The sequence below is a fragment of the Georgenia sp. X1117 genome, from assembly GCF_057784635.1.
The window spans coordinates 2,962,541-2,982,498 of record NZ_CM173492.1 but is presented as its reverse complement, the minus strand read 5'-3'; the positions used below and the strand labels follow the sequence as shown (position 1 = coordinate 2,982,498).

The following is a 19,958-nucleotide window of genomic DNA, read 5'->3' as shown; positions in this document are numbered from 1 at the left end:
CCGCCGATCGCGCTCGACGAGCACGCACTTCCCCGTCGTCGGGAGGAGATGTGGCGGAGATCAGGACAGGGCGCGGCGCAGCGTCTCGTGGTCGGCGAGGACCTGCTCGGCGGGCTCGCGCAGGGCGGAGCGCCCCACCTCGCGCAACCGCTCGTCCAGGGCGTGGGCGTAGGCGGTGGACCGTTCCTCGGCGGCGCGCTCCCGCACCCGCGGGGCGGCGGCCAGCAGCACCGCCCCGACGACGGCCAGCACCGCGGCGCCGAGCGCCCAGGCCAGCAGAGGCAGGGAGGCGAGCAGCCCGCCGACCACCACGGCCGCGGCCAGCACGAGCGCGACGATCCCGCCGATGGTCAGGCCCCGGGCGCGCGGCACCTCGGTGGACGGCAGCGCCACCTCGGCGACTGCGGAGTCGACCCGGCCGGCCAGCTCCTCGGTGGGGGTCGCGGCCTCGTCGACCGCCCGGGTCCACCGCTCGGGCAGCCCGGTCGTCACCTCGGTGAGCCAGTCGGCGCGCACGTCCTCGACCGCCACGGGGCGCACGGGCTCCGGGCGGGCCGCGGCGCCGCCGGAGCGCACCGCCGTGCGCACGGAGTCCGCCGCGGCGTCGGTGCCCACGGCGCGGGCCAGGTGGGCGCCCACGGCGCCGTCGGCGGGCAGCGCCACCTCGCGGGCGGCGACCTGCCCGGCGAGGTGGTCGGCCATCCGGTCGATGCCGGCGTCGAGGGTCGCCGAGGAGGTCGTGGGGCGCACGAGCGCGCGGGCGAGGAACTCGCGCACGTCGGCCACGCCCTCACCGGTCAGGGCGGAGGCGGAGAGGATCTCCACCCCGGACAGGCCGTCGTCGAGCAGGACCTGGCGCACGTCGCCCACGACGACGTCGACGTCCTCGGGCCGCAGGTTGTCGATCTGGTTGACCACGACGAGCATGTGCTCCTCGCGGCCGCGCAGGTGGGTGAGGTAGTTGTCGTGCAGGACGTGGTCGGCGTACTTCTGCGGGTCGACGACCCAGACGAGGACGTCGACCAGCGGCAGCATCCGCTCGACGATCTTCTGGTTGGCCGCCGAGCGGGAGTCGTGGTCGGGCAGGTCGAGCAGGACCAGCCCGTGCAGGAGCTCCTCGTCGCCGGCGTCGAGCAGGGACTCACGCGTCACCCGCCGCTCGGGCAGGACCCCGAGGAAGTCGAGCAGGCCGGAGGCGTCGGGACCCCACACGCAGGCGGTGGGCTCCTCGGTGGTGGGCCGCAGCGGGCCGACCTCGGCGACCTCGAGCTTGGAGATCTGGTTGAACATCGAGGACTTGCCCGAGCCGGTCCCCCCGACCAGGGCGACCACCGCGTGGTCCACCCCCAGGTCGAGGCGCTCGAGCAGCTCGGTCGATCGTGCGTGGGCGCGCCCGGCCTCCTCGGGGTCGACGCGGTCGCCGGCCTGGTCCAGGGCGCCGGTGATGCCGCCGATGCGGGCGCGCAGCCGTTCGGCCACCGGCCGGTCGGTCCCCGGCGAGGCGGGGCCGCCGTCGCGTGCGGGGCGGGGGGCGGGTGCGGTCACGTGAACTCCTTGAGCTCGCCGGCGCGCAGGCGCACGGCGGTTCCGGGGTCGACGGCGAGGTCGGCGAGGACGTCGACGTACGGGCGGGCGACGTCGCGGACGGCGGCCTCGCCCAGCTCGGCGAGCCGCTCGCGGGCGGTGGTCACGAGCCGCTCCCCCTGCTCCGGGAACAGCCCGCGCAGGGCGGCGGCGGGTCCGGCCAGGCCGGCCGCGCCGGCGCGCACGAGAGCCGCGACGCCGTCGGGACCCAGCGCCTCGGCGGCGGTGCGCCCCTCGGGCCCGGCCAGGACGGACTCGACCTCGGTCGCGATCTCGGCGCTCCACGCCTCGACGGCGCGCTCGGCGAGCGCCTCGGGGCCGCGGACGCGATGCACGCGCTCGCCGGCGATGATCTCGGCCGCCCCGCCGTCCTCCCAGCGCCGGCCGAGCTCGCGGTCGGCGGCGCGCACGTGGCGCAGGATCGTGTCGTGGACGGGGCCGTCGACCTGGGTCCCGACGACGAGCGCCGCCGCGCGCCGCTCGGCCCGTGCGCGGCTGCGTCCGGGCCGCAGCCGGCCCGGGCGGTTGGTCAGGCCCGCCAGCGGCCCGCCGGTCGAGGCCAACCCCAGCCACCGGGTCGTCGGGGAGCCGTGGGTCAGGGCGGGGTCGGCGAGGTCGGCCCGCACGCCCGCCACCGGCCCGGCGACCGACTCGTCGACGAGGTCGGCGAGGTCCTCGGCGCGGCGCACCTGGGCGTCGGCGGCGTCGGCGATCGCCAGGAGGTCCTCGCGCAGCGCGGCCCAGGTGGTGCGGGTGGTCTGGCGCCGGAGCATCGACCCGGCCCGCGAGCGCGCCACCAGGGCCAGCCAGTCCTTGAGCTCGCGCACCCGCTCGGCCGCCAGCGGGCCGTGGTTCGGGCCGACGTCGGGGATGACGAAGATCGGTGCGTCCGAGGCACCCAGGGCCTGCAGGCGGCGGGTGAGGTCGTGCTGGACCTCGCGGCGCACCCGGTCGCCGGCCCGGTTGAGCACCACCGCGACCGTCACCCCGCGCGCGTGGGCGGCGCTCAGCGCGGACCAGGGTAGCTCGTCGCCGTAGCGGACCGGCGTGGTGACGAAGACCCACAGGTCGGCGGCCTCGACGAGGCGGGCGGACAGGGAGCGGTTGCGGGCCTCGACGGAGTCCAGGTCGGGGGCGTCGAGCACGGCCACGCCGCGCGGCACCTCGTCGCCGGGCACGAGCGTGGCGAGCTCGAGCAGGGGGTTGTCCGCGAGCGCCGGCGCGTCGTCGGTGTGGGCGGCGAGCACGGCGGTGCGCGTGGTGGGGCGCAGCACCCCGGCCAGCGAGATCTCCTTGCCGACCAGGGAGTTGAGCAGCGTGGACTTGCCCGCCCCCGAGGAGCCGCCCAGGACGACCACCGCGGGCGCCGACTCCTCGCGCAGCCGCGGCAGGAGGCGCACCTCGAGCTCGGTGAGCACGCGCCGACGCCGCTGCCGCGCCTCGTCGGCGCCGGGGATGTCCAGGGGCAGGCGCAGGTCGCGCAGGTCGCTCAGCGTGTCGGCGATGACGGCCACCCGGGGTAGTCGGTCGGGGACGCCGTCCCCGGTCCGCTCCCCGACGGCGCGGTTCGCCTGCGGGGGTCGGGTCGCGGGGAAGGGCACGGGAACCATTGTGGCCGCCCGCGCCGGATCGGTGCATCTACGCCCGCCCCGGCGCGCCGTCGCACCGCTCACCCGTCCGCCGGATGACACCCCTCGTGCCACCTTCACGACAGATGTCACTACCGCGGCCCGGGCGCCGCTCGTAGCGTCGCCACGGCCGGGAACGACCGGAGACGTCATCAGCGCGGCAGCGCGACGAAGGAGAGGCCACCACGTGGACACCATCGAGCAGGACGGGCAGCCCCGCCCCGGCAGGAGCGGCGCGCGCGAGCCCGTGCTCGTCGTCGAGGAGGTGGTGCGCCGCTTCGGCGACCTCACCGCCGTCGGGGGCGTGAGCTTCCACATCGACCCCGGGGAGACCTTCGGTCTGCTCGGCCCCAACGGCGCGGGCAAGACGACGACCATCTCCATGGTCGCCGGGCTGGTGCCGGCCGACTCCGGGACGGTGACGATCGCCGGCGAGAAGGTGGGCCCGCACGCCGTGGCGCCCAAGCGGCACATCGGCCTCGTCCCGCAGGACCTGGCGATCTACCCCGAGCTCACCGCCCGGGAGAACCTCATGTACTTCGGGCGCCTGCAGGGCATGGCCACCGCCGACCTCAAGGCACGCGTGGAGGAGGTCCTCGAGCTCATCGGGCTCACCGACCGGGCCAAGGACCAGGCCAAGAAGTACTCGGGCGGCATGCAGCGCCGGCTCAACATCGGCGTCGGCCTCCTGCACCGCCCCGAGCTGCTCATCCTCGACGAGCCCACCGTCGGCGTCGACCCGCAGTCGCGCAACTCGATCCTCGAGTCCGTCGAGCGGCTCTCCGGCGAGGGCATGGCGGTCCTCTACACCACCCACTACATGGAGGAGGCCGATCGCCTCTGCGACCGGATCGCCATCGTCGACGCCGGCACGATCCAGGCCGAGGGCACCCGCGACGAGCTGACGAGGATCGTCGGCGAGGCCGACCAGGTCGTCCTCGAGGGCACCGGCGACACCGAGGCCGCGGCCGCCGCGCTGCGCGAGGTCCCGGGGGTCCGCGGCGTCGACGTCGACCGGCGCACGCTGCGCCTGTCCGTGGACGACGCGCCGTCGGCCGTGGCCACGATCGTCAACGCGACCACGGGCGCGGGCGTGACCCTCTCGGACGTGCAGATCTCGCGCCCCGACCTGGAGTCGGTCTTCCTCCACCTGACCGGGAAGGCGCTGAGGGACTGACATGCGGACCATCTGGACGATGACCGCCTCGGACCTGCGGCAACGCCTGCGGGACCGCTCGGTCCTCATCTTCGCCATCGTCGTGCCCCTGGCATTGATGACGGTCCTCCACCTCGTCATCCCCAGCGAGGACGACGGGCTGGACCCGATCACCGTGGCCGCCTCGGCGCCTGCCGACGACGAGAGCGCGAGCGCCCTGGTCGAGGTGCTCGGCACGGTCGACGGCTTCGACGTCACCGTCGAGGAGACGGACGAGGACGAGGCGCGCACACTCGTGGAGGACGGCGACGCCGCCCTCGCGATCCTCGTGCCCGACGGCTTCGGCGACGACCTGCAGGGCGGTCAGGCGCCCGAGATCACCGTCGTCGAGGGCGACGGGTCCGGGATCGAGGGCGACGTCGTCCTCTCGATCCTGCAGGGCACGCTCACCCGGATGACGGCCGGCTCGGTCGCCGCCGGTGCCGGGGCGGGCCTCGGTCTCGCACCGGAGGACCTCGGCGACCTCGCCCAGCAGGTCGCCACCGCCGACCCCACCGTGGGCCTCGCCCAGGGCGAGACCGCGGACGAGCAGCTCGATGCCTCGGGCACCCTGGTCGCCGGCCAGGCCGGGCTGTTCCTGCTGTTCACCGTCGGCTTCGGGGTGCTGGCCCTGGTCACCGAGCGCGAGCAGGGCACGCTGGCCCGCCTGCGCTCGATGCCCATGCCGACCTGGCACATCATCGCCGCCAAGGCGCTGACCAGCTTCCTGCTCGGCGTGGTCTCCACGACCGTGCTCATCACCGCAGGCTCGCTGCTGTTCGGCGTCGACTTCGGGGACCCGCTCGCGATCGGGGTCCTCATCCTGTGCGCCGCGGCGGCCGGCACGTCGGTCATGCTGCTCATCGCCCGGGCCACCCGCTCGAGCGAGCAGGCCAACATCGCCCAGTCGATCGTCGCCCTCGTGCTGGGTATGGCCGGCGGCGCGTTCTTCCCGATGAGCGCCACCGGCCTGCTCGGCCAGGTGCTCGACCTCAACCCGATCGGCGCGTTCACCCGCGGCCTCGGGATCACCTCGGGCGGAGGCGGGGTGGCCGACATCGGCGTACCCGTCGTCATCATGCTCGGCTTCGCACTCGTCATGGGCGCCCTCTCGCGCCTCGTGCCGGACAGGGGGACCTCGCTGTGAGACGGATCGTCACGATCGCCGCCACCGAGCTGCGCCGCTTCCTGCGTGACCGCTCGAACATCTTCTTCGTCTTCCTCTTCCCGCTGCTGCTCGTGGTCGTGCTCGGCTCACAGTTCGGCGGGGGCGGCTCCCAGGGCCGGGTCACGGTCGCCGGCGAGACCGGGGACCTGCACGACCAGGTCGTCGCCGTGCTCGAGGAGCACGACCTGGAGGTCTCCACCGCCGACGACGACGCGGCCCGCACCGCCGTGGCGCGCGGCCGCACCGACGTCGCGCTGGTCGTCCCCGAGGACGCCGTGGCCGCCTGGGAGCAGGACGGCCCGGTGACGCTGGAGATGATCGCCGGCTCCGCCGGCAACGCCCCCGCCGTGCAGCAGCGGGTCTCCACCGCCGTGGAGGACATGTCCCTCAAACGCAGCCAGGTCGAGGCCCTGGTGGCGGCCGGCGCCGACCCGGGCGAGGTCGACGCCGCGCTGGCCCAGGCGCGCGCCGATACCGGTGAGCCGGAGGTGGCGGTGCAGAACGTCGACGCCATCACCCAGGAGTTCTCCGGGCTAGGTCAGTTCGACCTCAGCGCGGTCTCCCAGCTGCTGCTGTTCGTCTTCCTCGTCTCCCTGGCCGCCTCCGGCACGCTCATCCAGGCGCGTCGCGAGGGCGTCATCGCCCGGTCGTTGGCCGCCCCGGTGCGGCCCGGCCAGCTCATGGGTGGCCTCACCCTGGGCCGGTGGGTCATCGCGGTCTTCCAGGGCCTGTACATCATGGCGGCCACAGCGGTGCTGTTCGGGGTGGACTGGGGCAACCTCGGCCTGGCCTTCCTCATCCTCGCGCTGTTCGGGTTCGTGGCGGCCGGGGCGGCGATGCTGCTCGGCTCCCTGCTGGACAACGAGGGGGCGGCGTCCGGGGTCGGCGTCGGGCTGGGGCTTGTGCTCGCCGGCATCGGCGGCGGCATGGCCCCGCTGGAGATCTTCCCCGAGACGATGCAGACGGTCGCCCACATCACCCCGCACGCCTGGGCCTACGACGCCTTCGCCGAGATCCAGCGCCACGACGGTGGGCTGGTCGACATCCTGCCGATGCTCGGCGTGCTGGCCGGCATGGCCCTGCTCGTGGGGCTGGCGGGCTCCTGGGCGATGCGCCGGTCGCTGTCCCGTTCCCTGTGATCGGTGGCGCACGCCTCCCGGGCGGCGGGTCGTCCCCGACCCGCCGCCTGGGAGGATGGGCAGGTGCCTGAGCCGACGACCCTGACCGAGACCCTCGACCTGCCCGACGCCGCCGAGGCGCGGGCCCTGCGCCTGGTGGCCCTGGACATGGACGGCACCCTGGTGCGGTCCGACCACACCGTCAACGAGGAGTTCTGGCCGGTGGCCACCGAGCTCCTCGACCGCGGGATCGTGCTGGTCGCGGCCAGCGGGCGGCAGCGCTCGGCGATCATGCGCACCATGGAGCCGGTCGGGGACCGGATCACCGTCCTGTCCGAGAACGGGTCGGTGGTGTGGCGCGGGGACGACGTCCTGCGCGCCGAGGTCGTCGACCGCGACGTCCTGGTCCAGGTCGTGCGCACGGTCCGCGACCTGGTCGGGCAGGGGCTCGACGCCGGGATCGTGGCCGGCGCCCCCGAGCGGGCCTACGTGGAGCGCTCGGATACGGAGTTCCTCACCCACGTGCGCCACTTCTACCCCGAGGTGGAGATCGTCGACGACCTGACGAACCTGTCCGCCGAGATCGTCAAGGTCGCCACCTGGTCGGCGCCGCCGATCGTCGACGTCGTCGCGCCCGCGATCAGCGGTCTCGACCTCGACGCCGGCGTGGTGCGCTCGCACGCGCACTGGATCGACGTCCTGCGGGCCGGCGCGTCCAAGGGTGCGGCGCTGACCCGTCTGCGCGACGCGCTCGGCATCCCGCGCGAGCAGGCCGCCGCTTTCGGGGACCACCACAACGATCTGGCGATGCTGGAGTCGGTGGGCATGCCCTTCGCGGTGGCCAACGCCGAGCCGGAGGTCAGGGAGGTCGCGCGGTTCGTGGCCCCCTCCAACGACGACGACGGCGTCCTGCGGACGCTGCGCGCCCTGCTCGACGCCTGAGCGACCGGGGTTCTCGGACGGGCAGGGGCGCCTGAGGCGTAGGCGACCGCCGCGTGCGTGACCGCCTCGGGCGCGCCTACCGCTACTCCCCTGGCTGCTCGAGCGCCTGCTCGACGCGCTCGATCTTCGCGTCGAGCTGTCCCTCGAACCCGGGGCGGATGTCGGCCTTGACGACCAGGGAGATCCGCGAACCGTAGGGGGCGACCGCGTCGGTGGCGCGACGCAGGACGTCGAAGACCTCGTCCCACGTGCCCTCGATCTCGGTGAACATCGACGAGGTGCGGTTGGGCAGGCCGGACGCCCGCACCACGCGGACGGCCTCGGCGACGGCGTCGCTGACCGAGCCGTCGGCGCGGCCGGTCCCGGAGGGGGCGACGGAGAATGCGAGCAGCATGGCGGGGTCCTTCCCGGTGAGGGTCCGCAGGTCGGCGCAGGGCGCGACGGCGGCTGACATGGCCCAGTGTGGCCCGGTTGACGGCCCGCGGTCCGGCGGCCACCCCGCGCCCGGCGCCCGCAATCGACTCACCGAGATCCGTGGCGTGCACCTCGGCCGTCGGCCGAAGAGACGTCCTGGTCGGACACCTAGACTGTCCCGGTGGCGGACGCACCGCGGCCGCCCACGCCTCCGTAGCTCAATGGATAGAGCACCGGCCTTCTAATCCGACGGTTCCCGGTTCGAGTCCGGGCGGGGGCACCCGTTTCGCCAGTCCACTTCACCCTTCACTTCACCATTGAGGCCAGGGCGACCATCTGCCCCGCGCAGGTGCCTGTACTTCAGGTCGCGGAGCGTGCCTTCCGCCCGCCCTGTCGCCACTGGTCGGTCTGCATGATGCACCGCCGATGCTGACCAGAGTCATGGTCGACATGCGTACGTTCCCAGAAGGCACGTGCAGCGGGCCGTCAGGTGCACGTTCTGGTAGTCGATAGCGACCGCGGCCCGAAACATCAGTGCTTCCTCCCGTCAAGAAAAAGCCCCGCCAATCCGCGGTGCGGACGGCGGGGAGCAATGTCACGATGCTAGCAACGCACTCCGCCAATGCCTATCGCCCAACCCGCGCCATGGTTCGTAACTACGCCGACGACGGGCTGCTGGACAGATGTCGAAGGCGCGCGCATCCTCTGGCCATGTCCTCGACGATCGGTTTCCGCCCCACCGCCGAGGACGCGCGCATCCTGCGCGAGGCCGCCCGCCCCGGCGAGAGCACGTCCGACACCCTGCGCCGCGCCCTGCGGCTCCTGGACCACGAACGGTGGCTGGGCCGGTTCCACGCCGACGCTAAGAGGATCGCGAACGAGGACCTACGCGCGGAACCGGACGCCTGGTGATCTGCGGCGCCGTCCACGGCTTCGACCTCGGCCGGCTGCGCGGCCGCGATCGTCACGTCGCCTGACGCCGCTGACCGTCGTCGCGACGACGACGCCACCAGCGCCGTCGGCGTCGCCCAGACTTCCCCTTGCCGGCGGCCCCGGCGACATCCGCGGCACCTTCGTCCGGGCCTGCCGGACCGCGAGCCGCACCGCCCTCCCCCTGCTCGGTCCGTGCAGCGCGCCAGCCCGCGACGACCTCCTCGACGTCGGCCGGGGCCACCGGCACGACCGGCCCGGTGGGCAGGCGGATCCACTCCGCCACCCGGGTGTTGACCTCGCGCACGGCCGCGCGGACGGCCTCCTCGTCGCGCAGGTGCGCCACGTTCTCGGGCAGGTCGGCAACCTCCTTGCGCAGGACGAGGGCCGGCGGCAGCAACGCCGTGGTGGGGAGCTTCTCGTCGCGCAGCTTGCGGCGGATCCACCAGTCCTCGTCGGTCTGGTCGACGTCGCGCAGGGGCTTGCCGGCGCCAGGCAGGTTGTCGAACTCGCCGCGTTCCTGTGCCTCGCGGACGAGCTCGTCGACCCAGTTACCCACCGGTACGTCCCCGGGCTTGCGCCGTGTCACGGGGTCCTCCTCCGTCGTCGGTCCGCGGGCCTCAGCCCTCCTTGCGGCGCACCATCTCGTCGATCCACGCCGGGGCGTAGGGCGAGGTGCAGTTCGGCGGCGTCGGGTAGTCCTTGAGGACCTCGAGGCGCACGCCGATGCCCCGAGCACGCTCGCGGTGCTCGGCGTGCTCGATGCCGATCTGCGCGAGCGTGGTGTTCATTGCCCACTGGAGCCGCTCGGGCGCGTCCTGCATGCGGGCCTCGACGTCGTCGAGCAGCTCGTCGAGGTCGAGCCCGGCCGGGTCCTTGACGACCCGGTCGGAGGTGAGCGCCCAACCGGCGCTCTCGACCGCGGGGTCGGCGTCGGCGAGCCAGCGCAGGCGCAGGTCCTCGACGTGCCGGTTCTTGCGCACGACGTAGCTGACGAGCCAGTCCTGCACCTTGGGGGTGCGGGCGCCGCGGACCATGGTGTCGAGCTCCTCGGCGTCGAAGGCCTTGGGCCGGCACACGAGGATCGCGAGCAGCCGGGCGGCGGTGTCACCGGTGCCCCACAGGTCGAGCGCGAGGTCGTGGTTCGTGCGCACGCGCTTGGCCACGGCACGCAACTTCGTGAGGTTGACCGCGTGGTCGTCCCCGTGACGCTGGTTGACCGCGAGGATCGTCGGGTCGGCGAGGGCGCTGAGCTCGGCCTGCAGACTCTCGACCGTCTCGTCCGTGGTGGTGCTCGTCGTCGACATGCGCGTCATCTTCCGGGTCGTCCGCCGGTTCCAGTATGCGCCCGGGCGGTCAGGCGAGTCCCGCCTCGCGGGCGACGATCGCCGCCTGCATCCGCGAGCTCACGCCGAGCTTGGCCAGCACCCGCGAGACGTGGGTCTTGACGGTGGCCTCGGCGATGACGAGCTCGCCGGCGATGCCGGCGTTCGACAGTCCCCTGCCCAGGGCGCCGAGGACCTCGGACTCCCGCTCGGTGAGCTCGATCCCGGCCAACGGGTCCGCCCCGGCGCGCCCCGTGCCGGCCGCGGCGCCCTCCCCGACGCCCCGGGCGGCACCCGGCGTCCCGGCCCGGACCCCGGGGGTGGTGAAGGCGGTGAGCACCCGGCGGGTCACCTCGGGGGCGACGACGCCGTCGCCGGCCGCGACCCGGCGCACCGCCTCGACGAGGGCCTCCGGCTCGGCGGACTTCAGCAGGAACCCGGCGGCACCGGCCTGCAGCGCGCCGAACACCACCTCGTCGAGGTCGAAGGTCGTCAGCACGAGGACGTCGGCGATCTGCTCGCCGACGATCGTCCTGGTGGCCTCGACGCCGTCGACGCCGGGCATGCGCACGTCCATGACGACGACGTCGGGGCGCAGGGCGCGCGCGTTGGTGATGGCAGCCCGGCCGTCGGCGGCCTCCCCGACCACCTCGATGTCGTCGGCGCCGTCGAGCAGGAGCCGCAGCCCGGCGCGGATGGCGGAGTGGTCGTCGGCGAGCAGCACCCGGATCATGTTCTCTCCTCGGTGGGGAACGTCGCGCGGACCTGCCACACGCCGTCACGGGCGCCGGCCTGGAAGGTCCCCCCGGCGCCCTCGGTCCTCTCCCGCATCGATGCCAGCCCGACGCCCCCGGAGGGGCCCGCGTCCAGCCGGTCGCGGCCGTCGCTCCCCCCGGCGGCGCCACCCGCGTGCAGCTCGTTGGTCACGGCCAGCTCGAGCCGGCCGTCGTCGAGGTCGAGCTCGAGGTGGGCGTCGCCGGCGCCGTGGCGCAGCGCGTTCGTCAGCGCCTCCTGGGTGACGCGGACCGCGGCCTGCTCGACGGCGGTGGGCAGCCGGAGGTGGGCCGCCTCCGCCCCGGCGGGCTCGCCGGCGAGCCCGCCGGTGATGGCGCCGGTGTCGGTGGTGAGGTCGAGCCCGGCCTCCCGGTAGCGCTCCACCAGGGCGGGCAGTTCGGACAGGCCGGCGCTGGTGGCCCAGCCGTCGACGGACTCGGTGCGCAGGAGCCGCACCATCGTGCGCATGTCCTCCAGGGAGGCCACGGACTCGCGCCGCACCTGGGCCAGGGCCTCCCGGTCGCGCGCGGCGTCGGGCGGGGCGGCGAGCGCCGCGCCGGAGTGGATGGCGATGGCCGACAGGTGGGAGGTGACGACGTCGTGCAGGTCGCGGGCCATCGCGGTGCGTTCCTCACGGACGGCCTGCGCGCGCTCGCGCTCGGCGGCCAGCGCGACGGCGTCGGCCCGCTCGGTCTCCAGGCGGGCGCGCTCGGCGGCCGCCGCGGCGAGCTCGTTGCCGCGCCGGACCTCGCTGGCCCACCAGATCGGCATGATGCCGACGGCGGCCACCTGGAGGACGACGGAGATCCATGCGCGCGGGTCGGACTCGGCGGCCGCGACCCCGACGGCGGCGGCCGCGGCGAGCACGCCCACCCCGATCATCGCCGACAGGCGCAGCCGCGCCGAGCCGACGAGCGCCGCGTGGTGGAGGAGCTCCCAGATCACCAGGAGCACCGCGACGCTCCCGCCGATGGCCTGGTCGGCGAGGAAGATGACCGTCCCGGCCGCCAGTGCGAGCCCGGCGTGGCGGCTGCGCAGCGCGACGACGACGGCGCCGAGCAGGAGGAGGGCGACGAACCACCAGGTCGGGATCTGCTCCGCGGCGACGCCGTAGGCCTGCGGGAGGTTGGAGATCGGATAGAACCCCAGCGCCGTCAAGCCCAGGCCGATGACCACCACGTAGGCGGCGGCCCGCAGGTCCTTCGCGGTCGAGGGGGTCATGCCCCTATCCCAGCACGCGCGGCGGCCCGCGCCTCCGTCGAAGGATGTAGGCGAAGTCGATCCGTCCGACGGACGCGCCCGGCCCGGTCGTGGCGGAGCCTGGTGGTCATGGACATCCTCGGCTCCCTGCCTGACGGCGGCATGTCGCCCCCGGCGCTCGCCGGCGTGCTCGCCGTGCTGGCCCTCATCGACTCGACGAGCTTCGGCACGCTGCTCATCCCGGTCTGGCTCATGCTGGCCCCGGGACGGGTCCAGCCCGGGCGCGTGCTCGTCTTCCTCGGCACCGTCGCCGGGTTCTACCTGGCCGTCGGACTGGCGGTCATGCTCGGGGCCGGCGCCTTCCTCTCCCGCTTCTCCGGGCTGCTCGACGCCCTGCCGCTGCACCACCTCATGGTCGGTGTGGGCGCGGTGCTCGTCGTGCTCAGCTTCGCGCTCGACTCGCCCTCCGCGAAGCGCCGCGCCGCCGAGTCCGCCGCGACCGGGGGCGGCCGGATCGGGCGCTGGCGGGCCCGGGCCATGGGTACCGACGTGGCCGGGCCGGCCGGCTCTGACGGTGCGCCGGGCAGCGGCGGTTGGGCGAGCACCGGCGGCACCACCGTCCAGGCGTCCGCGCCGCGGGTGCGGCGGGGTTCGATCGGTGCGCTCATGGGTCTGGCGCTGGCCGCGGCGGCGATCGAGGTGCTCTCGATGCTGCCGTACCTGGCCGGGATCGGCCTCATCTCCACCCAGGGTCCGGGCTGGCCGGCGTCGGGGCTGTGGCTGGCCGCCTACTGCCTGGTGATGATCTCCCCGGCGATCGTGCTGCTGGCGGGCCGCGTGTTCGCCGCGCGCCTGCTGGAGGGGCCGCTGCGCCGCCTGGACGCCTTCCTCACCCGGACCTCGGCCTCGACGACGGCGTGGGTGGTGGGCATCGTCGGCGTGGTCCTCGCCCTCCAGGGGCTGCAGGGGATCAACGGCTGACGGGCCCCGAGGGTCGTCACGTCGCAGGGGCCGGACCTCGCAGGGGCCGGACGTCGCAGTCCCCGACCATCGCGCGGGTGCGAGACTCGGCCGGTGCTGGTCGAACGGATGGAGCGCCACCAGGTCCTGCTCTACCTGCTCGCGCTGGTGACCGGCGCCGCGGTCGGGCTCCTCGTCCCGGCGGTCGCGGCCCCCGCGGCCGCGGGCATCGAGCCGGTCCTCGCGCTGCTGCTGTGGGCGACGTTCCTTGGGGTGCCGCTCGAGGCGGTCGGCCGGTCCCTGCGCGACGGCCGCTTCCTCGCCTCGGTGCTGGTGGTGAACTTCGCCGTCGTGCCGTTCGTCGTCCTTCTCCTCTCGCGGCTGGTGGCCGACGACCGCGTCCTCCTCCTCGGCGTGCTCCTCGTGCTGCTGACGCCGTGCGTCGACTACGTCGTCACCTTCGTCGGGCTCGCGGGCGGGGCGACCGACCGGCTGGTGGCCGCCACCCCCCTGCTCATGCTCGGGCAGATGGCCCTGCTGCCGCTCTACCTCTGGCTGACCGCCGGCGGCGAGGTGCTGGCGGAGCTCGACCTCGCGCCGTTCGTCCGGGCGTTCCTCCTCGTCATCGTCGTGCCCTTCATCTGTGCCGAGCTCACCCGACGCCTCGGCGCCCGCTTCCGCGCGGCCCGCGGGTTGCATGCCGCGGGGACCGCCGGGATGGTCCCGCTGACGATGCTCACGCTCGCGCTGGTCGTCGCCGCCCAGGTGGAGGGGATCGTCGGCCACGTGGCCGCCCTGGCTCGCGCGGTGCCCGTCTACCTGCTCTTCGCGGCGGTGATGGTCGTCGTCGGGGTGGTCGCGGCGCGGGTGAGCGGGCTCGACGTGCCGGCCGGTCGGTCGCTCGTGCTCAGCGGCGTCACGCGCAACTCGCTCGTCGTGCTCCCGCTCGCCCTCGCGCTCCCGGCCACCTTCGACCTGGCGCCGCTGGTCGTGGTCACCCAGACGCTCGTCGAGCTGGTCGCCCTCGTCGTCCTCGTCCGCCTCGTCCCCGTGCTCGTGCCTGATCGGGGGCGGCCACCCCTCGGAGCCTGATCCGAGACGCTGGGACCACCTCCCTGTTTTGCAGTTCGGCAAGGATCCTTGCGGATCCGCTCGTGGGCGCGCACGCTCGACCCGTACCCGCCCGAGAGGCCGAACCGGCGGGCGGCGCGTCCGCCCGCAGAAGGAGAGCGACATGACCTCGACCGCACACCCCACGACCCCGACCGAGAACGACGCATGGGACGTCGTCGTCATCGGCGGCGGCGCCGCCGGGCTGTCCGGCGCGCTCATGCTGGCCCGCTCGCTGCGCCGGGTCCTCGTCCTCGACGGCGGCCGGCCCCGCAACGCCCCGGCCGACGCCGTGCACGCCCTCCTCGGCCACGACGGCACTGCCCCGGCCGAGCTGCTCGCCCGCGGGCGGGAGGAGGTCGAGCGGTACGGCGGCGTCGTCGAGAACGGGGAGGTCACCTCCGCCGCGCGCGAGGGCGCAGGCTTCGTCGTCACCACCGCCGAGGGCCGCACCGTCCGCGCACGGCGCCTGCTCGTGGCCACGGGCCTGGTCGACGAGCTCCCCGAGCTGCCCGGCCTGCACGAGGGGTGGGGTCGCGACGTCGTGCACTGCCCCTACTGCCACGGCTACGAGGTGCGGGACAAGGAGATCGTCGTGCTGGGGACGGGGCCGATGGCCGCGCACCAGACGCTGCTGTTCCGCCAGCTCTCCGCGCGGATCACGCTCGTGGTGCCCGCCGAGGGGATCGGCGAGGAGGAGCGCGAGCGGCTCACCGCGCGCGGCGTGCGCCTGGTCGACGGGCCGGCGGCCGCCGTCGAGCGAGACGGGGAGCGCCTGACGGGCCTTCGGATGGCGGACGGGTCGCTGCTGCCCGCCGAGGTGATCACCGTCCAGACGCGCATGCGGGCGCGGCTCGAGCCGGTCGCCGGCCTCGGGCTGGAGACCGCGGAGAACCCGATGGGGACCGCCGTGGTGACCGGGAACGGCGGGGCCACCGACGTCCCGGGCGTCTGGGTCGCCGGCAACGCCGCGGACCTCTCGGCCCAGGTCGGGGCCGCATCCGCGCAGGGCGCGCTCGCCGGCGCGGTCATCAACGCCGACCTCGTGCAGGCGGAGGCCGCGGCGGCCGTCGAGCACTCCCGCACGGCCGCCGCCGGGGCGGCCTGATCCCGCGGGTCTACTCCACCGGCGTCCACTGTCCGCACCGGTCGGAGCTGAACGCCACGTCGGAGGCGGCGATCGTCACGATCGGCGAGGGGGAGTCGGTGAACTCGTTGGTGATGATGTCGGAGAGCTCGCCGGACAGGCCGGAGAGTCGCTCCCAGTAGCAGCCGGCGCCCTCACCCGCGGAGGACCGGTAGGTGCCGGGCGCGATGTCGGTGCCGACGATGTGCGTGCCGGAGCCGAAGGAGGCCTCGCGGACCTCCTCCTCGGCGGTGCCCACGGCCACCTCCCGCTCCCCGATCTCGGTCTCCCGGTCCCCGACGGCGGTCTCCCGGTCGGCGACCTCGGTCTCGCGCGTGTCGAGACCGCTCGCACGCTCGTCGAGGCCGGCCTCCCGCTCGTCGAGCTCGGCCTCGCGCTCGTCGTGACCGGCGGTGGCGGCGTCGAGGTCGGCGAGCGCCTGGTCGCGCTCGGCGGTGAGGTCGGTGACGCCCTGCTGGGCCACGGTGAGGTCGCCGGCGGTGGTCTCGAGATCCTCACGGGCGAGGTCCCGCTCGTTCTCGACCGTGCCCAGGCGGTCCTCGAGCGCGGCGTACTCCTCGGAGGCCGTCGGGTCGCTCGCCGCACGTCCCACACCGATCCCGACGACGAGGGCGAGCGCGGCGGCGAGTGCCGCCGTCGCGATCCCACGTCCGCGGCGACGCGGGGCGGGACCCTCCCCCGGACGGGCGGTGTCCGGGCCGGACTGGTGATCGGCCGGCTCGTCGACGCCGGTCCCCCAGCCGCCCGGGGTGGGCGCCTGACCGTAGGTCGCGGGCGGCGGGTAGCCGGCCTCGATCGGGGCGAAGCCGGCCGCGGGGGCGTACCCGGCGTCGGGGGCGACGGTTCTGCCGGGGACGGTGGGCTCGTCGGCGGACGGGGGGCCGCCGAGCGGGGTGGTGTCGGACATGGGGGCTCCAGGGGCTGAGGTGCTGACGACACGCCGGGGGACGTGTCGATGACACCGTACGAACAGGGTCCGACATCGGAGGTGGGACCCTGGTCCCCGGCGTCCCCCTACCGGGGTGCGACCTCCTGGAGCTCTCCGAGCAGCCCCATCACCTGCTCGCCCATCTCGACCTGGGTGAGCAGCAGGCCGATGGTGCCGTCGGGGTCGACGAAGAAGTCCGTGCCGAGGCCGCCCGACCAGCCCCAGCGCCCCGCGTGGGGTCCGTCGGTGACGACCGAGACGCCGTAGCCCCAGCCGGTGCCCGTCCAGAACCCGGGGAAGAAGCTGTCGGGGGTCTTGGCGGTAGCCGGGACCTGGTCCGTGCGCAGGGCGCGGGTGAGGTCGGGGCCGAGCAGCTCGCCGTCGCGCAGGGCGCGCAGGAACCCGTGGTAGTCCGACGCCGTCGAGACGAGCTCGGCGTGGCTGACGTCGAACGGCGGGTCGATGTAGAAGCCCGCGCCGCCGGGCTCGATCTCGACCAGGCCGCCCGCTGCGTGGCGGAAGGCGGGCGGGAGGCGGTGGGCCTGGCCGGCGCGCACAGCGAAGCCGGTGTCGGTCATGCCCAGCGGGCCGAAGAGGTCCGTGCGGAGGTGCTCCTCGGTGCTGGTGCCGGTGATGCGGCCCAGGAGGATGCCGAGCAGCGCGAAGGAGTCGTGGTACCGCCACCCCTTGCCGGGCTGGAAGGCAAGCGGGAGGTCGGCGAGCGCCTCGAGCCAGACCTGGGCACCCAGCCCGGGCGGGTCCTGGCTCGCCGCGGTCCCGTTCGCCCTCATCGCCCGCGCCAGGGGCGTGTCCTCGACCTGGACCCCGTACCCGGAGGTACAGGTGAGGAGGTGGTGGACGGTGATCGGCGACCGCGCGGGCTCGGTCTGGTCGAGCGGGGCGTCGGGCCGCAGCAGGACGCGCCGGTCGGCGAGCTCCGGCAGCCAACGCTCCACCGGGTCCTCGAGCGCGAGCTCGCCACGTTCGACCAGGCGAAGGGCCGCGACGGCGGTGACCACCTTCGTCATCGACTGGATCCGGACGATCGCGTCGACGGCGAGCGGCGGCCCGCCCGGGGCGACGGCGCCGACGACGACCGGGTCGAGGTCGCGCCCGACGGAGGCGATCGCGCCGGGCATCGTGCCGACGGTGAGGTGGCGGTCGAGCAGGTCCTCGAGGGTGGCCATGGTTCGAGCGTAGGGGTCGACCGCCGGCGGCGGCCCGGCACGGGCGATGTCGGTGCCCTGCCCTACGCTCGCGCCGTTCGACGTTCCGCACCGACGACGACGGGGAGGCGGCCGTGCCGCACTCGACGAACTACACCAGCACCCTCATCACGCCCGCACCGGACACGAGGGCGGCGGCCTCGACCCCGCCACCCACCGGGAAGGGATCGGTGGCCGAGCTCCAGTTCGAGCGACTGCTCGGCAAGGACTACGACCTGAGTTGGGTCATTTGCTTTAGTGCCTTGGATCGGGGTGTTCGAGCGTCTCGAGCAGGGCGCTGATCTCGGGTGGGATCGTGGGCGGGAGGGTCGCGGTCTGGCCGTTGATCTCGATCGTTGCGGATCTAAGCGGCTTGATCGTGCGTAAGAACCGGCGGATCGATAGGCCGGTGCGGTTCTGCACGGTGCGGGAGACCGCCAGCGCGGCGAACACGATGGTCAGGTGGGCCTCGATCGCGTCGCGGGTGCGGGCGAACACGGGCCGCGCGGCGAGGTCGGTCTTGCTCATCCGGAAGGACTGCTCGACGTGCCACAGGTCGTGATACGAGCTGATCACTTCCCCGGCCGGCATCAACCGCGCGGGGATGTTGGTGACGTAGCCCTTCAGCCCGACCAGCCCCTGGGCGCGCTCGACGGCGGCGGTGTCCAGGCGCCGCCCGCCAGCGGTGGTGGTGACGAACCGGGCGGCCTTGACCTTCTTCTCGCCGCTGATGATCGCCCGGGCTCGCTCTTCCTGCTTGCCCAGGGTGCGGCGGTCGCGGACGGCCCGCTTTCTGGAGTACTGCCACACCGCCCGCCACCATCCCCGGTGCTCTTCGGGGTCCCAGACGGGCTCGCGCCGCTGGGTGAGGTCCTTCTTGGTGTTGCCGTGCCTGGGGGTCGTGGTGTCGATGACCTGCCCGTCATCGAAGTCCGCACCCTCGTAGTGGAAGTAGGTCGCCAGATCGCCCGGGGCCTTGGTCTGCCGGGAGCCGACGATGAACCGCAGCCCCGCCTCGTCCAGGGCGGTCAGGTTCGCCGCGGAGAGCATCCGGGTCTGCTGAAGGTCTGGTTGACTTCCTGACTGCTCTGCGAAGCGGAGAGGATGGTCCTCATGCCGAAGATCTACTCAGAAGAGCTCAAGGCCAGCGCGCTGGAGCTGCTGGATCAGGGAATGACTCAGAAGCAGGTGTGCCAAGACCTGGGGATGTCGAAGTCGGCGCTGCAGGCCTGGGTCAACGAGTCTCGCCTGCGAGAACGCGGCTTCGAGCCCGCTCACGGGCAGAGCGCCGGGGACGGTGGCGAGCAGACGAGGATGCTGAAACGGATCCGGGAACTGGAGCAGGAGAACGAGATCCTGCGCAAGGCGACCGCGTATCTCTCGCAGGCCAACCTCGCCCCTGGGCAGTCGCGCCCAAAATGATCTACCCGCTGGTCCTTGACCTTGCTGCTGCCGGGATCCCGGTCGCGGTGACCTGTCGGGTACTCGGCTTCTCCAAGCAGGGGTTCTACCAGTGGCGCGCGAACCCTGTCAGTGCTCGGGACATCGACGAGGCCTATCTGCTCAATGCGGCCTATGACATCCACGCCGACGATCCGGAGTTCGGGCACCGGTTCATCGCCGACGAGCTCCAGGCCGCCGGTCACGTGGTCTCGGAGCGGCGCGTATGGCGGCTGTGCTCCCAGCAGCGGCTCTTCTCTGCCACCGTCCGACGAAAGAAGCGCTACGGCCGACCCGGCCCACCGGTATGCGATGACCTGCTCGAGCGGGACTTCACCGCCGAGAGCGTCAATGCCAAGTGGTTGACCGATATCACCGAGCACCGCACCGGTGAGGGCAAGGTCTACCTGTGCGCTGTCAAGGACGCCTGCTCGGGCAGGATCGTCGGCTACGCCATCGACGCCCGCATGACATCGGACCTGGCCGTAGCAGCCGTGCAGGACGCGGTCGCACGCCGCCATGGAGCAGCCGCGGTGGCTGGCTGCATCGTCCACAGCGACAGAGGGTCGCAATTCCGTTCCCGGAAGTTTCAGCTCGCTCTCAAGCATCGCGGTCTTGTCGGTTCCATGGGGCGGGTGGGGGCTGCCGGGGACAACGCGGCGATGGAGAGCTTCTTCGCCACGCTGCAGAACAACGTGCTCGACCGGAAGCGATGGGCCACCCGCGACGAGCTCCGACTCGCGATCGTGCACTGGATCGAGCGGACCTACCACCGTCGCCGACGGCAACGTCGACTCGGCAAGCTCACTCCGATTGAATACGAACTCGCCCACCACCAGGCCGTCACACTAGCGGCCTAACCCCGAAGTCAACAGAACCTTCAGCAGACC

The 19,958-nt window shown here is 73.8% G+C and carries 17 protein-coding genes, 1 tRNA gene and 2 pseudogenes; 10 read left to right on the top strand and 10 right to left on the bottom strand.

All coding sequences use genetic code 11. From position 1 onward, the window contains the following. Window positions 1-60: 60 nt before the first annotated feature. Window positions 61-1,545 carry a GTPase gene (locus tag AC3D3D_RS13810; RefSeq protein WP_463663487.1) on the bottom strand — a complete coding sequence of 495 codons (1,485 nt, stop codon included), beginning with the start codon at window positions 1,543-1,545 and terminating at the stop codon, window positions 61-63. Next, window positions 1,542-3,185, bottom strand: a complete 1,644-nt coding sequence (locus tag AC3D3D_RS13805; protein ID WP_463663488.1) for a GTPase domain-containing protein — start codon at window positions 3,183-3,185, stop codon at window positions 1,542-1,544. Before AC3D3D_RS13805 ends, AC3D3D_RS13810 begins: the two co-directional genes overlap by 4 nt. A 214-nt stretch (window positions 3,186-3,399) precedes the next feature. Between AC3D3D_RS13805 and AC3D3D_RS13800 the strand changes: the two genes are divergently transcribed. The 4 genes from AC3D3D_RS13800 to AC3D3D_RS13785 all read left to right on the top strand — a co-directional run bounded on the left by AC3D3D_RS13800 (window position 3,400) and on the right by AC3D3D_RS13785 (window position 7,635). Next, window positions 3,400-4,389, top strand: a complete 990-nt coding sequence (locus AC3D3D_RS13800; protein WP_463663489.1) for an ABC transporter ATP-binding protein — start codon at window positions 3,400-3,402, stop codon at window positions 4,387-4,389. A gap of 19 nt (window positions 4,390-4,408) precedes the next feature. Then, window positions 4,409-5,554 carry an ABC transporter permease gene (locus AC3D3D_RS13795; RefSeq protein ID WP_488512156.1) on the top strand — a complete coding sequence of 382 codons (1,146 nt, stop codon included), beginning with the start codon at window positions 4,409-4,411 and terminating at the stop codon, window positions 5,552-5,554. Then, window positions 5,551-6,714, top strand: a complete 1,164-nt coding sequence (locus tag AC3D3D_RS13790) for an ABC transporter permease (RefSeq protein WP_463663491.1) — start codon at window positions 5,551-5,553, stop codon at window positions 6,712-6,714. The genes AC3D3D_RS13795 and AC3D3D_RS13790 overlap by 4 nt, the downstream gene beginning before the upstream one ends. 63 nt (window positions 6,715-6,777) lie before the next feature. Next, complete coding sequence (locus tag AC3D3D_RS13785) at window positions 6,778-7,635, top strand: HAD family hydrolase (RefSeq protein ID WP_463663492.1); 858 nt, start codon at window positions 6,778-6,780, stop codon at window positions 7,633-7,635. 82 nt (window positions 7,636-7,717) lie between these two features. Here the strand turns inward: AC3D3D_RS13785 and AC3D3D_RS13780 are convergent, their stop codons facing one another. Further along, window positions 7,718-8,029, bottom strand: a complete 312-nt coding sequence (locus AC3D3D_RS13780) for a thiamine-binding protein (protein ID WP_463663493.1) — start codon at window positions 8,027-8,029, stop codon at window positions 7,718-7,720. A 227-nt stretch (window positions 8,030-8,256) separates the two neighbouring features. On the opposite strand from AC3D3D_RS13780, the gene AC3D3D_RS13775 reads away from it, so the two are divergent. Then, a tRNA-Arg gene (locus AC3D3D_RS13775) sits at window positions 8,257-8,329 on the top strand. A 431-nt stretch (window positions 8,330-8,760) separates the two neighbouring features. Further along, entirely contained in the window at window positions 8,761-8,961 is a 201-nt protein-coding gene (locus AC3D3D_RS13770; RefSeq protein ID WP_463663494.1) for a hypothetical protein, read from the top strand. Between the two features lie 52 nt (window positions 8,962-9,013). On the opposite strand, the gene AC3D3D_RS13765 is transcribed toward AC3D3D_RS13770, so the two are convergent. The 4 genes from AC3D3D_RS13765 to AC3D3D_RS13750 are packed head-to-tail and all read right to left on the bottom strand — an operon-like array spanning window position 9,014 to window position 12,299. Next, complete coding sequence (locus AC3D3D_RS13765; RefSeq protein WP_463663495.1) at window positions 9,014-9,568, bottom strand: DnaJ family domain-containing protein; 555 nt, start codon at window positions 9,566-9,568, stop codon at window positions 9,014-9,016. A gap of 31 nt (window positions 9,569-9,599) precedes the next feature. Further along, the gene (locus AC3D3D_RS13760) at window positions 9,600-10,286 is read right to left on the bottom strand and encodes a DNA alkylation repair protein (protein ID WP_463663496.1); all 687 of its coding nucleotides are present in this window, start codon (window positions 10,284-10,286) and stop codon (window positions 9,600-9,602) included. 49 nt (window positions 10,287-10,335) lie between these two features. Continuing rightward, on the bottom strand, window positions 10,336-11,037 hold the full coding sequence (locus tag AC3D3D_RS13755) for a response regulator (RefSeq protein WP_463663497.1): 702 nt from the start codon (window positions 11,035-11,037) through the stop codon (window positions 10,336-10,338). Next, entirely contained in the window at window positions 11,034-12,299 is a 1,266-nt protein-coding gene (locus AC3D3D_RS13750; protein ID WP_463663498.1) for a sensor histidine kinase, read from the bottom strand. Before AC3D3D_RS13750 ends, AC3D3D_RS13755 begins: the two co-directional genes overlap by 4 nt. 108 nt (window positions 12,300-12,407) lie before the next feature. Between AC3D3D_RS13750 and AC3D3D_RS13745 the strand changes: the two genes are divergently transcribed. From AC3D3D_RS13745 to AC3D3D_RS13735, 3 genes are all read left to right on the top strand, one after another. Further along, entirely contained in the window at window positions 12,408-13,259 is an 852-nt protein-coding gene (locus tag AC3D3D_RS13745) for a GAP family protein (protein WP_463663499.1), read from the top strand. Window positions 13,260-13,367: 108 nt separating this feature from the next. Then, window positions 13,368-14,330: an arsenic resistance protein gene (locus tag AC3D3D_RS13740; protein ID WP_463663505.1), complete on the top strand. Its 963-nt coding sequence runs from the start codon at window positions 13,368-13,370 to the stop codon at window positions 14,328-14,330. 142 nt (window positions 14,331-14,472) lie between these two features. Next, window positions 14,473-15,456, top strand: a complete 984-nt coding sequence (locus AC3D3D_RS13735; protein WP_463663500.1) for an NAD(P)/FAD-dependent oxidoreductase — start codon at window positions 14,473-14,475, stop codon at window positions 15,454-15,456. Window positions 15,457-15,466: 10 nt separating this feature from the next. On the opposite strand, the gene AC3D3D_RS13730 is transcribed toward AC3D3D_RS13735, so the two are convergent. The 3 genes and pseudogenes from AC3D3D_RS13730 to AC3D3D_RS13720 form a co-directional block, all read right to left on the bottom strand. Next, window positions 15,467-16,402 carry an Rv1352/Rv1906c domain-containing protein gene (locus AC3D3D_RS13730; protein ID WP_463663501.1) on the bottom strand — a complete coding sequence of 312 codons (936 nt, stop codon included), beginning with the start codon at window positions 16,400-16,402 and terminating at the stop codon, window positions 15,467-15,469. 107 nt (window positions 16,403-16,509) lie between these two features. Then, on the bottom strand, window positions 16,510-17,610 hold the full coding sequence (locus tag AC3D3D_RS13725) for a serine hydrolase domain-containing protein (protein WP_463663502.1): 1,101 nt from the start codon (window positions 17,608-17,610) through the stop codon (window positions 16,510-16,512). Between the two features lie 273 nt (window positions 17,611-17,883). Next, window positions 17,884-18,678: pseudogene (locus AC3D3D_RS13720) on the bottom strand (IS1634 family transposase); the annotation flags it as partial. A gap of 63 nt (window positions 18,679-18,741) precedes the next feature. On the opposite strand from AC3D3D_RS13720, the pseudogene AC3D3D_RS13715 reads away from it, so the two are divergent. Then, window positions 18,742-19,928, top strand: a pseudogene (locus tag AC3D3D_RS13715) (IS3 family transposase). The last annotated feature ends 30 nt before the right edge of the window (window positions 19,929-19,958 follow it).